We start from the raw sequence: 14,353 nt of genomic DNA on the forward strand, positions 1-14,353 counted from the left end.
CGACGAACGGACGCGAGGAGGACGTGCGAGAAAAACGAGTTGAAGCGTGCGAGACGGTCGCCCTCACGTCATTCGGACGCTACGGCTCGTATCCGATTCTACTTCCGGTCCACACAGCTACTCCTTGCGGTGGCCGTTCGGAGGGAGTGACGGACGAGGCCTGCCGCTCGGTCGATAGCCGAATCCGGTTGCGCCCTGAATGCGTCCACGGTCGACGTGGGCCGGCGTCGCCGCGTTCGCAAATTACCTCGAGTCCCCATAACCACAGGTGGTTACCCTCGCCCAAAGTTTCATAACGGTTGCACGGGTCGCAGTATCCATGCCGATACAACGCCGCGAGTTTCTCGCCGGTATCGGGGGAACAGCAGCGCTGGCCGTCGCCGGGTGCCTGGGAGCCGACGAGGGTGAGGGCGACGCGTCGATCGCCGGAACCACGTTGCAACTGGCGACGACGACGAGCACCGACGACACGGGGCTGCTCGACGAACTCAACGCCCCGTTCGAGGACCGCTACGGGGTCACCGTCCACACGGTGGCCGACGGGACCGGCGCATCGATCGAGACCGCCGAACGGGGCGACTGCGACGTCGTGATGGTGCACGCCCGCTCGCTCGAGGACGAGTTTATGGAGGAGGGGTACGGCGTCAACCGCCGCGACCTGATGTTCAACGACTTCGTCATCGTCGGCGAACCGGACGATCCGGCCGGAATCAACGGCACGGACGACGCCGTCGGCGCGTTCGAGGCCATCGCCGACGCCGAGGCGCGGTTCGTCTCTCGAGGCGATAATTCGGGAACGCACACGAAGGAACTGGCCATCTGGGAGGAGGCGGGGATCGATCCCGGCGGCGACTGGTACCAGGAGATCGGTGACGGAATGGGGAACGCGTTGAACAACGTCAACCAGCAGGGCGGGTACACCCTCTCCGACCGCGGGACGTTCCTCTCGCGGGACGACGAGGCCGTCGAGATTCACGTGCAGGGACCGATCGAGGGCGGACCCGAACTGCTGTCCAACCCCTACGGCGTGGTCGCCGTTAACCCGGAGGTCCACGAGAACGTCGAGTACGACCTCGCGATGGCGTACATCGGCTTCCTGACGAGCCGGGAGGGCCAGGAGATCATCGAGGAGTACACCGTCGACGGCAAGCAGCTGTTCTATCCCGAGGCGCTGTCGGAGGAACCGAACTTCCAGCAGTACGTCCCGGAGGGGTGGCGGCCGGATTCGGACGACTGATCGACGACGATGACGCTCGAGATCACGTCGCTTGCGCTGTTCGCCTCGTCCGGTTCGTTCGGCTCGCTCGCCCCGTTGGGTTCGTTCGCTCCGTTCGCGGAGTTCCCGTTCGAGTGGAACTACGTCCGGAGCATCACCGTCGTCTCGCTCCAGGTGAGCGTCGTCGCGGTCGCGTTGAGCACGCTCTTCAGCCTCCCCGTGGCGCTCACCATGGGATTCGCGGAGTTTCGCGGCAAGCAGGTGCTCGCCTCGATCATCAACACGGGGATGGGCTTTCCCAGCGTCGTCGTCGGATTGCTCGTGCTCCTCGCCATCTCGAACGAGGGTCCGCTCGGCTCGCTCGACCTCGTCTACACGCCCGAGGCGATGATCATCTCGCAGTTCGTCCTCGCGACGCCGGTGATCACCGGGGTGAGCCTCGCGGCGGTGAGCGGCGTCGAACGCGGGGTTCGCGACGCCGCCTACGCGATGGGCGGGACCCGACTCGACGTCGCGCTGGTGACAGTAAAGGAGGCCCGCTACGGCATCGCGACGGCGGTGCTCGCGGGCTTCGGTCGGGCGATCAGCGAGGTCGGTTCGGTCTTGATCGTCGGCGGCAACATCGCGACCGCCGACGGAACCTCCTACACCCGGACGATCACGACGGCGATCCAGCGGGAAGCGCGCCAGGGTCGCTACGAGACGGCGATCGTCCTCGGGGTGATCCTCGTCGCCCTGGTGTTGCTCGTCAACGCGATCGTCGTCAGGCTGGGAAGCGGCGGAGCCGGCGGTCGAACCGAGGGCGGAACCGGGGCCGGCACCGGAGCCGGACCCGACGCCGACGGTCGAAGCGGGGGGAGCCGATGACGCTTTCGGTCGCCGACGTCACCCACGCGTACGACGGCGAGCCGGTGTTCGAGGACGTCTCGCTGACCGTCGATCCCGGCGAGGTCGTCGCCCTCATCGGTCCCTCCGGGGTCGGAAAGTCGACGCTCCTCAGGCTGCTCGCGCTCTTCGAACCGCCGACGGACGGGCGGGTGGAGTGCGACGGCGTCGACGTCTGGGACGTCACCGAATCCGAGCGACTCGCGTACCGCCGACGGATCGGCATGGTGTTCCAGGAGGCGAACCTCTTCGACGCGAGCGTCCGGCGCAACGTCGAGTACGGCCTTCGAATCCGAAAGCCGTGGCACGAACGCGTCCGCCACGAGGTGGCGAACCTGGTCGGCTCGCTGAACGGAACCGCCGAAACCTACCGGGCGGACGAGGCCCTCGAGGTGGTCGGCCTCGGGGACCTCGCCGAGCAGGACGCCGAGTCGCTCTCGGGCGGGGAGGCCCAGCGGGTCGCCTTCGCTCGCGCGCTCGCCTACGAGCCGGACGTCCTCCTGCTCGACGAGCCGACGTCGGACCTCGACCCGCGGAACACGGCGGTCATCGAGGAGGCCGTCCTCGAGGCCCGCGACCGGGGGATCGGCGTGGTCGTCGCGACCCACGACATGCACCAGGCCGAGCGGATCGCCGACCGCGCGGGCGTCCTCCTCGGGTCCGAACTCATCGAACTGGACGACGCCGGGCGGGTGTTCGAGGACCCGCGGGACGAGCGAACCCGGAAATTTATCGCCGGAGAGCTGGTATACTGATCGACTGCGGGTCTCCGGGAACCGGACCACACCCGATTCGAACCAGCGACGAGTTCAGGTGGCACCTCGAGACCGAGCCCCGAATCCGACGATGACGATCGAAAAGGAATACAGCACGAAACTCGCGATCGGCGGCGTCACGATCGACCGCCGCGACGTGGAGATGCTCGAGGCGATCGAGGCCCACGGCTCCATGCACCGAGCGGCCGACGAACTCGGGCGGTCGTACGCCCGCCTCCAGAACAGGATCGTCGAGATCGAGGACGCCGTCGGGCCGATCACCGAGCGCCGGCGTGGCGGTCGCGGCGGCGGCGGGACGGAGCTGACGGAGACGGCCCGCGACCTCCGCCGGCGGTTCGAACGCCACGACGCGGAACTGGGCGGCGTCGCGGCGGCGACCGAGTCTGTCGTCTCGGGCGTCGTCCGCGATCGAACGGGGGAGCTGGCGACCGTCGACACGCCGATCGGGGCCGTCCTCGCGCTCGTCCCCGACGGGGCGAGCGAGGTCCAGGTCAGTGTGCGCTCGGACGCCGTCGTCCTGACCGACCCCGACGAGGCGCCCGACGAGAGCGGGACGAGTCTCCGCAACCGGTTCGCGGGGACCGTCGAGCGGATCGACGCCGGTGAAGCCATCGACCGCGTGACCGTCCGCCTCGAGGGGGACGTCACGCTCCAGGCGCTCGTCACCCGAGCGAGTTCGCGTCGGCTCCAGCTCGAGCCCGGCCGGGCGATCGCGGCCTCGTTCAAGGCGACCGCGGCGCGTGCGATCCGACTCGAGTGACGAGGCCGGGAGCGAACGCCGGAAGAGGTAGCTTCAAATTCGGCGGGTCCCTACCCCCGGACATGGTACGGGGACGGGTGCGGGCGATCGTTTTCGATCTGGATTACACGCTCACCGTTCCGAACCGAGACAGGGGGGCAATCCTCGCCGACGCCGCCGAGTCCGCCGGCGCGCCGCCGCTCTCCCGCGAGGACTACCTCGAGGCGCATCGTCGCAACCTCACGCGGGAGACGCGCGAGCCCATCTTCGCGGATCTGCTGGAGGAGGCGGGAGCCGACGTCGAACCGGCGGCCGTCGCGAACGCCTACCGCGAGACGATCGCCGACTCCCTCCGGCCGCTCCCCGGCGTCGAACGGCTGCTCGAGCGACTCCGTCGCGAGTATCGGGTGGGTCTGCTGACGAACGGCCCGGTGCGCGCCCAGCGCGACAAACTCGAGACGCTCGGATGGGAGAACGCGTTCGACGCCGCGCTCGTCACCGGCGAACTCGAGGCGGGCAAACCCGATCCGCGGGCGTTCGAGGCGATCCTGCGCGAACTGTGCGTCGACCCCGACGAGGCCGTCTACGTCGGCGACGAGGTCGAAGCGGACGTCGTCGGGGCGACGAACGCTGGACTCGACGCGATCCAGGTGGTGCGCGAGGGCGGCCCCGAACCGGACGAACGCGCGGTCGCCCACGTCGACGGGTCGGTCCTCGCCGAGGAACTCCCGGCGGTGCTGGACTCCAACTTCGCCGAAGCCGACGATTTCTGAGCCGACCGGTTCCGCGAATCGAACGGCGGCTGCCACCAGGGGGTTCCGACGCGGTGGTCGGTTTCGCGGGGCTCGCCGGTTCGCTACGGCCGTACGCTACCCCTACTTCGATGCGCTCGGCTCGGGTTTTCGGTGAAGCGACGCGAACGCGGGTGTGACGTGGAGAGCGTTATCGAGCGCTCCCCGGGGGGGGACGTTCGGCTCCGGAGACAGTCGGGATAACGAGAGTATAACCATGGGCGACGCGGATGCGTCGTTCACACTAACGAATGAGTGTGCGAACGCACGGTTCGTCGTTCGATGCCGGTGATCGGAGCGATTCGACGCGAATCCCCGCCGCCTCCGCCCGGACCGGGGGTCCGTCCGACGATCGACGCCGGACGTCGGATTCCCGCCCGGCGGATCGATCGACGGCAAACCCGTCGAACGCGTGGAGGGGATCGCCGTGAGTCTCGCCTCGTCGCTCGGCTCGCGGTTCAGAGCCGAACTCGGGGGGCGAATCGTCGCCGTCGTCTCGAGCGGCCTGTTGATGGTCCTGCTGGCGCGGATGCTCGAGCCGGAGGAGTACGGCCTGCTCTTCCTCTCGATATCGGTGTTCTCGGCAGTGGGCGTCCTCAGCAAACTGGGGATCGCGAAATCGGGGGCCAGGTACGCCGCGGAGTACAAAGAGCGCGATCCGGGGCAACTCCCGCACATCTTCCGGGCGGTGCTCTCGTACAACCTGGTGACCGTCGCCGTCGTGGTGGTCGCGATGGTCGCCGGACACCGGTTCATCGCGACGCTGCTCGACGAACCGGACCTGGCTCCGTTCCTGCTGCTCGGCGGGGCCTACCTCGCGTTCGAGGCGCTCTCGGCGTTCGTCCGGTTGACGCTCCAGGGACTCGAGGAGATTCGCGTGAGCGCGACCCTGTACGCCCTCGACCGGGGATTGCGTCTCGCGTTCGCCGTCGGTCTCGTCGCGGTCGGGTTCGGGGGAGTGGGCGCGCTGGCGGGGTACATCCTGAGCTTCGCGCTGGTGACGACGATCGGCCTCGGGTGGATCTACCGCCGATACTACCGATCGACGGACGCCGCCGACGAGATCGAAGACGGCCTCCGGCGCCGGATCGGCGAGTACGCGGTCCCGTTGACCGCGACGAACACGGCGAACGTCCTCGACAAGGAGATCGACACGGTGCTCATCGGCTTCTTCCTGTCGCCCGTCGCCGTCTCCTACTACGTCGTCAGCAAGCAGGTGATCGACTTCGTGGAGACGCCCGCGGCGGCGCTCGGGTTCACCCTGTCGCCCACGTTCGGCGCTCGGAAATCCGACGGGGACGTCGCCGAGGCGGCGCGCCTCTACGAGACCGCGCTCGTCCACTCGCTCCTGCTCTACGTCCCGATCGCGGCGGGGGTCGCCCTCGTCGCCGAACCGGCGCTCGAGTTGCTCTTCGGGTCGGAGTATCTCGGCGCGGTGCCCGTGCTCCAGGTGCTCTCGCTCTACGCCGCGCTCCGGTCGGTGACGAAGCTCACGAGCAATGGCCTCGACTTCCTCGGTCGGGCCCGCGAGCGGGCGATCGTGAAGGGCGCGACCGCCCTCGCCAACGTGGGGCTCAACGTCCTCCTGATCCCCGCGATCGGCGTCGTCGGAGCCGCAGTGGCGACGGTCATCACGTACTCGCTGTACACGCTCGCCAACGTCTTCATCATCCACCGCGAGTTCGACCTCCGCGTCGGCTTCCTCCTCCGGCGCGTCGCGGCCATCGTCGGCGTTACCGTGGCGATGGCCATTCCGGTCTACCTGACGGTCGACTTCGCCGAGTCGGTGCTGTCCCTCGCGCTCGTGATCGCCCTCGGCGTCGCCGTCTGGAGTTTGCTCTCGGTGGCCGTGGGGCTGATCGACACCGAAACGATCTCCGCCGTCAGCTAACGATGTCGGAGCGAACCCACACTCGTCCTCGCTCGACCGAGGACGTTCCGTTGCGCTGTCCGCGCTGTGATGCACCGCTCCCGATCGACTCGCTCTCGTGTCGAACCTGCTCGTTCGAGGGGAACGTACGACACGGCATTCCGTCGATTCACCCGCCCGACACCTCGGGCCGTTCGGACGCCGATCCCGGCTCGACGACCCGTTCTCGAGCGACCCCGTTGCTCGAGAGCCACGAACTGGAGGCGCTCGCCGACGTCGCGGAACGGGCGTCGATCCGCGAGGCGGCGGCGACGGTCCTCGAGGACCACCGTCGTCGCGAGGCCGTCCTCTCCGAACTCTACGAGGTCGAACGGGACGCGTGGAAGCTGCTCGCGGCGCCGCTGATCGGTGGTCGGTGTCTCGAGGTGGGCGCGGGGTTCGGTCGGCGGACCATGCAACTCGCTTCGCTCTGCGAGTCGGTCACCGCCCTCGAGCCGAACGTGAACCGGTTGCGCGTCGCCGCGGCCCGCGACGACTTCGAAGCGAGCGGTGGCGTCGTTCCGATTCACTCGCCGGTCGATCACCTGCCGTTCGCGCCGGGATCGTTCGACACGATCGTCGCCGACTTCACCGGTCGGTCCGGGAGCGAGGTTCGAACGTCGATCGGACGGTTGCACGAACTGGCGACCGACGACGGGACGGTGATCTTCGCGGCCGACGGCTGGCCCCGGAACGTCGGGCTCACCGATCTGATGGGCCTCGACGAGCGGCCGAGGGACACTCGCGAGTTGGGAGCCGCAACGCCGAGCGCGTATCGGCGGGCGATCGACGATGCGGGGTTCGCGGACGGATCCGTGTACGCGGTCCTCCCCGATGCGAGTCGACCCCATTTCGTCTTCGACGTCGAGAGCCAGCGCGCCCTGGAGCGCTGTTCGAGCCTCGTGTTCGACAAGCGAGGGTGGCTCGGCCGCCTGGCGAAGCCGCTCGTCCGACTCGGAGCCCGGTTCGGACTGCTTCGACGGTGTGCCCCGAGCGTGGTGGCGGTCTGCACGAACGATCGCGACGCGCCAGACGTTCCGTTCGACGATCCGCTCGTCATTCCGGGGCGGTCTCGCTCCGTCGTCCTCGAGTCGTCGGGGGCGGAACTCGATCGCGTCTGGAAGGTGCCGAACGGGAAACGCCACGAGCGACTGACCGAGCGGGAGAACGCGGTGCTCTCGCACCTCCATGAGACCGACGACCCGATCGTCGACACCCTCCCGGGCGGTCGGCCGGCCGAATCGCGATTCGGCGAGGCGAGGGTCGAACGGCCCGCGGACGGTCGCCTCCTCGAGTACGATCTGGCCGAGGATCCGGCGGCGTACGAACGCGTCCTTCGGATCGGGTTCGACTGGCTCGTCGAGTTCCAGCGGACGTTCCGCAGTCAGCCGGTCGACCGCTCCCCCGAGCAGGTGCGACGGGACCTCGGGTTCGAACCCGCGGGGCTCGAGCCGCCGCCAGTCGACGAGGCGGTGACGACGTTTACGACGCCGGTTCACGGCGACTTCATCGCGAGGAACGTCCACGTCGACGGGGAGACGGTTACGAGCGTCATCGACTGGGAGTACGGCGCGATCGAGGGGAACCCGATCGTGGACGCCGGATTCCTGGTCGTGAACACGGCGACGCGCGTCCTCGGCGATCTCGAGGCGGGCGTTCGGACGGCGCTCTGCGAGGAGAGCCCCTACGCCGACGTGACGCGCGCCGCGGTCCGTCGCTACTGCGACGCGCTCGACGTTCCCGTCCGGACGTTCGAAGTATATCTGCCGAGCGTCTTCGTCAACCGGATCGAACTCGACTATCGGGTCGACGCCGTCAGCACGTACACGGAAACGATGGACACCAGGGTGGAGGCGGCGGCCACGCTGATGGAGCTCTCCCGATCGACGGTTCTCGACGGCGAGTGAACGTCGACTCACGGCGTCGATAGGTTCGTCGACCGTCGAAGGGGACGGCTCGAGTCCGACGTCTCCCGTTGGCCCACGACCGACGACCCCTCATCACTTCTCACCCCGTATAAAAACGCTGCACATATTCGAATTTTTGGCCGATATTAGTTCACGATTTAATGAAATTCTCCGTTTTTTATTCACGAATTGGAGAAAGCTTATGTATCAGAACTCCTGTTAGAGGAACGTATGGCACGCGATCCATCGGTAGCGGATGACGGAAAATCGGGAGGTAAACGCGCTGAAGGGGGCGATCTCTCCAGTGATAATACGTTACTCGACAGACGATCGTACCTGAAACTGGCCGGGTCGGCGACCGCGGCCGCGGCCGTCATGGCCGGCTCGGCGAGCGCCGCCGGCGAGGAGTACGAGGTTATCGAGGCGGACAACAAACGCCACACGCTCCGTGACGGCGACGTTCTCGAGAACGTCGTCATCGACTTCAGCAACGGCAACTACTACCAGATCTACGCCGCCGGCGACTGCACCATCCGGAACGTCGGCTTCAAGGGAACCCACGAACACGATCAACACTGCATCGTCGTCGGCGGGAGCGGCGACGTCCTGATCGAGAACTGCTATCTGGGCGACGGCTGCGTCCGGCCGGATAATTACTCGAGTCACGGCCAGTGTGGCATCTTCGCCCACCGCGACTTCTCCGGAAACCTCACGATTCGGCGCTGTAACGTCCAGAACTGGCCGAACAACGGCATCTACGCCAACGCCCCCCACTACTCCGGCGGTGGGCGCGTGACGATCGAGGAGTGCTACGGGGCGAACAACTACGTGTCGACGTTCCGCATCGGATCCGACGGCTCCTCGGTCAACGACTCGATCGCCCACAACGACGGCGGACGGTACAACGGCCGGCCCGTCTGGCTGTGGGGAGAGAGCGTCGAGGTCAACGGCTGTGAGCTCGACTCGGGGTCGTACGCCGAGTCGATCCACATCCGGGACGACACGCGGGCGACGATCAGGGACACCGTCCACGACGGCTACCACGGCGGTGACCCCGTCAGCGAGGAGAACGTCGATAGCTCGGGCGGGGCGGACACGTCGATGCCCGATTACATCCCCTCGAGCCCCGAGGAGGCCGCCGGCGGAGCGACCGAGGAACTGGAATCCCTCGGCGACCACTCGGACCTCCAGTACGTCTACGAGTTCATCCCCGAGGCAGACGAGCCGTTCGACTACTACTTCGAGGTCGAAGAGGGCCCCATCGAGTTTTCGACGTACAACGGCGCGGAGATCGAGGAGGAGCACATGTGGGTCAGCGATGACGGTTCGCGCGCGGCCGGCTGTCTCACCGGCACCCCTCACGCCTGGGAGTTCGACGCGCTGCTGGTCGACGTCACCGTCGAAGGCGACGCCGATGTGCGCATCAACGACCAGCAGTCGCACCTCAGTCGCTACCCGCGCGAGGGGGCCACCGGGGACGACTGGAAGGGCGACATGCCGTGGCACGAGGACGACGAGGACGGGGACGAAGACGAGGAGGAGATCGACGAGTCCGAGCTCGAGCACTCCTACGAATTCATCCCCGAGACCGACGAGCCGGTCGATTACTACTTCGAGGTCGAGGAGGGCCCCATCGTGCCGTCGACGTACAACGGCGCGGAGATCGAGGAGGACTTCACGTGGGTCAGCGAGGACGGCTCGCGCGCGGCCGGTCGTCTGACCGTCACCCGCCACGCCTGGAAGTTCGACACGCTGCTGGTCGACGTCACCGTCGAGGGCGACGCCGACGTGCGGGTCAACGACCAGCAGTCGCACCTCAGCCGCTACCCGCGCGAGGGGGCGACCGGCGACGACTGGAAGGGCGACATGCCGTGGCACCGGGACGACGAGGACGAAGACGCCCTCGACCGGACGATCCTGATCGACGGCGTCGGCCGCTCGGGAACGAGTAACTACGAGTTCACCGTCACCGGCGACGTCGAGAAGTCGACCTACCGGTCCGCTTCGATCGGCGACGACACGATCGACGATGACGGCACGGTCACGGGTAGCGTCTCCGGGTGGCGCGACGCCTTCCGATTCGACGGCGAGATCGAGGACCTCTCAGTCGACGGCACGGCCCGCGTGCTGATCGACGACGAGGAAGTCGATCCGTCCGACTACGGCCAGGAGCTCGATCACGTCCTGACGATCGTCGGAAACGGCTCCGATGCCGAGTACCGGGTGAGTGTCGACGGCGCGATCGAGACCATCCCGTGGGACGCGTCGGACGAATACGCGACGGTCGTCTCGAGCGGAACCGCCGAAGGGACGATCGAGCGCGGCTTCCAGCGGTTCCGCTACTCCGGCTCGGTAACCGACCTCGCGTTCGAGAGCGGATCGGCCCACGTTTACGCCGACCTGACCCGCCTCGACCCCGACGACTTCTGATCGTCGACGGGGCCCGCATTTTCGTTCGTCCTCCGATCGTCGATCGACCGGGAGGCGGTTCCCTCGACTCCCTGCCGGTAGCCGCGTTACCGGGACTCGTTGCACGACCCGCACGCGGCCTGAATTACGTCGGTCGCGCGCTTCACCTCCGCGCCGCTCTCGACGAACACCAGCGTCTTCGGGGGCGTCGTCGCCTTCGGACGGACCCGGAGGCCGACGTCTCCCGCAGCCTCGACGGTCGCGTCGACCCCCCGGTCGAACTCGAGTCGGACCCGCTCCGGGTGGACGAACGCCCGCGCGAGGCGATCGCCGGTTCGGTCTGGTTCCGCCGAAAACGAGACGGCGTACGCTCGAGCCCCGTCGGGGGTCGGCTCGACGTCCCGGTCGGGGTCGGCGATCTCGAGGTCGCCGAGGTGGCCGTCCTCGCGGCCGTCGACCTCGGAGGCGAGCAACTCGGCGATCCGTCGGCCGTCGGTGATCCGATCTTCGACCATCGGTTCCGCATGAGGTCGACGACCCCCTAACGCCTACCGATCCGCGGAGAGCGCTGTGCGGGCGATCGGCGCGAGGTCCGAAACGTCGAGTCCCGCGCGCCGAGCGTGAACGACCGCCGCGGCCTCGATCGTGATTCCGAGGTCCTGCTGGAGCGAGTTGATGGCGCCGACCGCCTCGTGTTTCTCCACCCCTTCGGCGACGAGGGCGTCGAGCACGCGTTCGAACGCCGAGCGCTCGCGGAGCAGGTCGTCGTCGGGGACGAACTCGTCCGGGACCGTCACGTCGGCGGGATCGAACGTGCAGACGAGGTCCGCGTCCTCCCGCTCGAGCAGCCCCTCCCCCGTCGCGACGTCGATCAGCCGCTTGGACTGGTCGGGGGAGAACCAGTCGCGATCGAGCGAGAGCGCCACGACGAACTCGTTCTCGCGGAGTCTGCGCGCCCCGTTCTGGACGAACGGGGCGGCCACGGCGACGCGAAGGCTCATCGGGAGGGACTCCTCCGAGAGGGGAAATAACGGTAGCGATACCGATGCCGTCTCGAAGTCGGACGAGGGGTACGGCCACGGTGCGGGTTCGGCCGCAGCCGGTGACGTTCGACCCGTCGCGCTCGAGTCAGTCCGACGCGCGACCGCCGCTCCCGTGGCGGTTCGCGCGCGACGGCGGGGGGAACTCGCTCGCGCTCGCGCCGGCGGCCGACCGTTCCGGCGGGTCGGGGAGGACGCACCGGTCGAGTTCTCGGTTGACGTGCGCGTACTGTTCGGGCGCGTTCGCGAGCGGGTGTGCCGGGTTCTGATCGCTGTCGATGCGAGCGGCGCGGACTTCGCCGAAGCCGTTGAGTCTGGCCTGGATCCCGCGCCAGTGGTACCGCGTCTCCCGCGGCACCGAGTACGGCTGGGGCGGTTCGAACTCCGGGTGATTCGACGCGAGGACGGCGTTGTTGACGTTACTGGCGAGGGCGTCGTGGTCGACGAGGACGCCGACGCGCGCGTTCCGCGGGGCGCGCGCGGCCAGCACGTCGAGTCCGAGGTGGAGCGCCCGATACTCGGCGACGTTGTTATCCGGCGGGGCGTCGATCGTCGACACTCGAGCGACTCGCGTTCCGTCTCGCGTTTCGATGACTGCGCCCAGGCCGCCGCCGGACTTCCGGAACGATCCGTCGGTCGCGACGTAGAAGTCTCGGTGGTGGGTGCGAGGAGGATGGGCGATGTGCGGCGTGGGCGACTCGTCGAACAGGTCCCGCAGTGCGGGCCGGCCGTGAGCGGCCATGGATACGGATAAGTCCCATCCGTACTTAGGTGTTCTGCCCGTGTTAACTGTTATCACTGCAAGGACGTTGGCCGACGCGACCTGAGGTCGCGTCTCCGTGATCGAGAACCCCCAGTCTCGATCCGTCGTCGCGCCGATCTGTCGTCCACCGAGACTCACCCGCGATTCGGGAGAGTATATTTCCGGGGATAATCACGAAGAAACTAGTATACTCTGCCCACCTCTAGCATTATTTTAACGATCGCGACGCGAGCCAACATACTTTGGCAGCAAGGGTAATACCGAACCGGATCACCTCTCCATATGCAACGATCTTCGGCGGAACGGATGAAAGTCGCCTGTACGTTACTCGCGGAATCCGAACGCCGGTACTTGCTCTACCAGTTGGCCGACGACGAGTGCGCGACGATCGAGGGTCTCATCGATCAGATCGCCGCCTGGGAGGAGGGCGTCCCCGAAGACGAGGTCCCTAAGGGCACCCGGCAGACGCTCTACATCTCGCTCGTCCACAACCACCTGCCGCGACTCGCGGACTACGAGATCGTCGACTACGACCTCCGCAGCGGGGACGTGGTACTCGCCGAGGGCTTCGAGGACGTCAAGCCGATCCTCGAGCAGTTCAAACAGACCGAAGAGGTCCCCGAGATTCGCGAACGACCGCCGCTCTGAGTCGATCCGACCGCTCTCGTTCACCTCCTGATGCCGATTTTCGTCTCGACGGGAGGCACGCTTCTTCGGACGTCCGTGCCCGAAGCGGGGCTATTTTGCTCGAACTGATCGGATCGTGCCCGCCGCTTGCTGATAACGAAATATATAGGGCCGTTTCGCCGAGAGTTCGACCGTGGGCAGATATCGTACGCTGGGGCTCTTTCTCGCGCTCGCAGCCATCTGGGGAACCGCCTTCGTCGCGATCAGCGCCGGCCTCGCGTACTTCCCGCCGGTGTTGTTCGCGGCGGTCCGGTACGACGTCGCCGGGCTCGTCATGCTGGGGTACGCCGCATACGCCGTCGACGATCCGATCCCCCGCGGTCGGGCGGAGTGGGCGCTCGTCGCCGTCGGCGCGACGCTGCTGATCGCCGCCTACCACGCGTTCCTCTTCGTCGGCCAACAGCACACCACGGCGGCAGCGGCCTCGATCGTCGTCAGCCTCTCGCCAGTGCTCACGACGGGGTTCGCTCGAGCGTTGCTCCCCAGCGACGCGCTCTCCCCGGTGGGCGTCGCGGGCGTCCTCCTCGGGCTCGCCGGCGTCGTCGTCGTCGCCAGCCCCTCACGGTCCGACTTGCTGGCGGCCGACGTCGTCGCAACGTTCCTCGTCTTCGCGGCCGCGGCGTCGTTCGCCCTCGGGAGCGTCCTCACTCGACGACTCGAGGTCGACATGCCGATCGAGTCCATGGAGGCGTGGTCGATGCTCGGCGGAGCGGCGCTCATGCACGTCGGCAGCCTGGCGCTCGGCGAACCGATCGAACCGGGCGAGTGGCTTCACCTCGAAGCCGTCGGCGCGCTCGCCTACCTCTCGCTCGTCGCGAGCGCCGTGGGATTTCTGCTGTACTTCGAACTCCTCGAGCGCCTCGGCGCGGTCGAGATCAACATGGTCTCGTACGTGGCTCCCGTCTTCGCGACGCTGTTCGGCTGGCTCTACCTGGGAGAGGTCGTCGACGCCGCGACCGCCGTCGGCTTCGCCCTCATCGCGGTCGGATTCGTCCTCGTGAAGCGTCGGGCGATCCGGGCGGAACTCGGGCACGCCGGACGAGGCCGCTCGAGCGAGGGCGACTGATCGACCCGGCGTTCACCGCGTCCGACGGAGCGCCAGGTTCGCGGCATCGACCGTCGAACGACCGTCGGCGATCGACTGCGACGGCGTCGGCCGACGTCGACCGGTACACAGAGGCGAGGCCGAGGCGAGTCGGCGACGATCACCGAGAATCGGGACGGGTACCGA

13 protein-coding genes are annotated in these 14,353 nt (G+C 67.6%); 10 read left to right on the forward strand and 3 right to left on the reverse strand.

Features of this window, described 5'->3' with window-relative positions; genetic code table 11:
* Nucleotides 1-319 precede the first annotated feature (319 nt).
* The 8 genes from RJT68_RS07515 to RJT68_RS07550 all read left to right on the forward strand — a co-directional run bounded on the left by RJT68_RS07515 (nt 320) and on the right by RJT68_RS07550 (nt 10,653).
* The gene (locus RJT68_RS07515; RefSeq protein ID WP_407039744.1) at nt 320-1,237 is read left to right on the forward strand and encodes a substrate-binding domain-containing protein; all 918 of its coding nucleotides are present in this window, start codon (nt 320-322) and stop codon (nt 1,235-1,237) included.
* A 9-nt stretch (nt 1,238-1,246) separates the two neighbouring features.
* The gene (locus RJT68_RS07520; protein WP_407039745.1) at nt 1,247-2,083 is read left to right on the forward strand and encodes an ABC transporter permease; all 837 of its coding nucleotides are present in this window, start codon (nt 1,247-1,249) and stop codon (nt 2,081-2,083) included.
* Nucleotides 2,080-2,856: an amino acid ABC transporter ATP-binding protein gene (locus tag RJT68_RS07525; protein WP_407039746.1), complete on the forward strand. Its 777-nt coding sequence runs from the start codon at nt 2,080-2,082 to the stop codon at nt 2,854-2,856. Before RJT68_RS07520 ends, RJT68_RS07525 begins: the two co-directional genes overlap by 4 nt.
* 91 nt (nt 2,857-2,947) lie before the next feature.
* Entirely contained in the window at nt 2,948-3,637 is a 690-nt protein-coding gene (locus RJT68_RS07530; RefSeq protein WP_407039747.1) for a TOBE domain-containing protein, read from the forward strand.
* 62 nt (nt 3,638-3,699) lie between these two features.
* Nucleotides 3,700-4,389 (forward strand): HAD family hydrolase, encoded by a 690-nt coding sequence (locus RJT68_RS07535; RefSeq protein WP_407039748.1) that lies wholly within the window; start codon nt 3,700-3,702, stop codon nt 4,387-4,389.
* A 445-nt stretch (nt 4,390-4,834) separates the two neighbouring features.
* Complete coding sequence (locus RJT68_RS07540) at nt 4,835-6,298, forward strand: flippase (RefSeq protein ID WP_407039749.1); 1,464 nt, start codon at nt 4,835-4,837, stop codon at nt 6,296-6,298.
* Nucleotides 6,299-6,300: 2 nt separating this feature from the next.
* A complete protein-coding gene (locus RJT68_RS07545; protein ID WP_407039750.1) occupies nt 6,301-8,223 on the forward strand; it encodes a methyltransferase domain-containing protein in 1,923 nt (640 codons plus the stop codon).
* Between the two features lie 231 nt (nt 8,224-8,454).
* Nucleotides 8,455-10,653 (forward strand): right-handed parallel beta-helix repeat-containing protein, encoded by a 2,199-nt coding sequence (locus RJT68_RS07550; protein WP_407039751.1) that lies wholly within the window; start codon nt 8,455-8,457, stop codon nt 10,651-10,653.
* Between the two features lie 86 nt (nt 10,654-10,739).
* On the opposite strand, the gene RJT68_RS07555 is transcribed toward RJT68_RS07550, so the two are convergent.
* From RJT68_RS07555 to RJT68_RS07565, 3 genes are all read right to left on the reverse strand, one after another.
* Nucleotides 10,740-11,147, reverse strand: coding sequence for a hypothetical protein (locus RJT68_RS07555; RefSeq protein WP_407039752.1), 408 nt, complete (start codon nt 11,145-11,147; stop codon nt 10,740-10,742).
* Nucleotides 11,148-11,180: 33 nt separating this feature from the next.
* Complete coding sequence (locus tag RJT68_RS07560; RefSeq protein WP_407039753.1) at nt 11,181-11,633, reverse strand: DUF2240 family protein; 453 nt, start codon at nt 11,631-11,633, stop codon at nt 11,181-11,183.
* A 127-nt stretch (nt 11,634-11,760) separates the two neighbouring features.
* Nucleotides 11,761-12,414 carry a ribonuclease H family protein gene (locus RJT68_RS07565; RefSeq protein ID WP_407039754.1) on the reverse strand — a complete coding sequence of 218 codons (654 nt, stop codon included), beginning with the start codon at nt 12,412-12,414 and terminating at the stop codon, nt 11,761-11,763.
* Nucleotides 12,415-12,717: 303 nt separating this feature from the next.
* On the opposite strand from RJT68_RS07565, the gene RJT68_RS07570 reads away from it, so the two are divergent.
* Nucleotides 12,718-13,083 carry a DUF7344 domain-containing protein gene (locus RJT68_RS07570; RefSeq protein ID WP_407039755.1) on the forward strand — a complete coding sequence of 122 codons (366 nt, stop codon included), beginning with the start codon at nt 12,718-12,720 and terminating at the stop codon, nt 13,081-13,083.
* Nucleotides 13,084-13,255: 172 nt separating this feature from the next.
* Complete coding sequence (locus RJT68_RS07575) at nt 13,256-14,188, forward strand: DMT family transporter (protein WP_407039756.1); 933 nt, start codon at nt 13,256-13,258, stop codon at nt 14,186-14,188.
* Nucleotides 14,189-14,353: the final 165 nt, after the last annotated feature.

This window comes from Halovalidus salilacus, assembly GCF_031852275.1.
GTDB classification, from domain to species: domain Archaea; phylum Halobacteriota; class Halobacteria; order Halobacteriales; family Natrialbaceae; genus Halovalidus; species Halovalidus salilacus.

Bases quoted from the DNA above. Each gene is read 5' to 3' on its own strand.
- RJT68_RS07515 (WP_407039744.1), top strand. From the start codon at position 320: ATGCCGATACAACGCCGCGAGTTTCTCGCCGGTATCGGGGGAACAGCA.
- RJT68_RS07520 (WP_407039745.1), top strand. From the start codon at position 1,247: ATGACGCTCGAGATCACGTCGCTTGCGCTGTTCGCCTCGTCCGGTTCG.
- RJT68_RS07525 (WP_407039746.1), top strand. From the start codon at position 2,080: ATGACGCTTTCGGTCGCCGACGTCACCCACGCGTACGACGGCGAGCCG.
- RJT68_RS07530 (WP_407039747.1), top strand. From the start codon at position 2,948: ATGACGATCGAAAAGGAATACAGCACGAAACTCGCGATCGGCGGCGTC.
- RJT68_RS07535 (WP_407039748.1), top strand. From the start codon at position 3,700: ATGGTACGGGGACGGGTGCGGGCGATCGTTTTCGATCTGGATTACACG.
- RJT68_RS07545 (WP_407039750.1), top strand. From the start codon at position 6,301: ATGTCGGAGCGAACCCACACTCGTCCTCGCTCGACCGAGGACGTTCCG.
- RJT68_RS07550 (WP_407039751.1), top strand. From the start codon at position 8,455: ATGGCACGCGATCCATCGGTAGCGGATGACGGAAAATCGGGAGGTAAA.
- RJT68_RS07555 (WP_407039752.1), bottom strand. From the start codon at position 11,147: ATGGTCGAAGATCGGATCACCGACGGCCGACGGATCGCCGAGTTGCTC.
- RJT68_RS07560 (WP_407039753.1), bottom strand. From the start codon at position 11,633: ATGAGCCTTCGCGTCGCCGTGGCCGCCCCGTTCGTCCAGAACGGGGCG.
- RJT68_RS07565 (WP_407039754.1), bottom strand. From the start codon at position 12,414: ATGGCCGCTCACGGCCGGCCCGCACTGCGGGACCTGTTCGACGAGTCG.
- RJT68_RS07570 (WP_407039755.1), top strand. From the start codon at position 12,718: ATGCAACGATCTTCGGCGGAACGGATGAAAGTCGCCTGTACGTTACTC.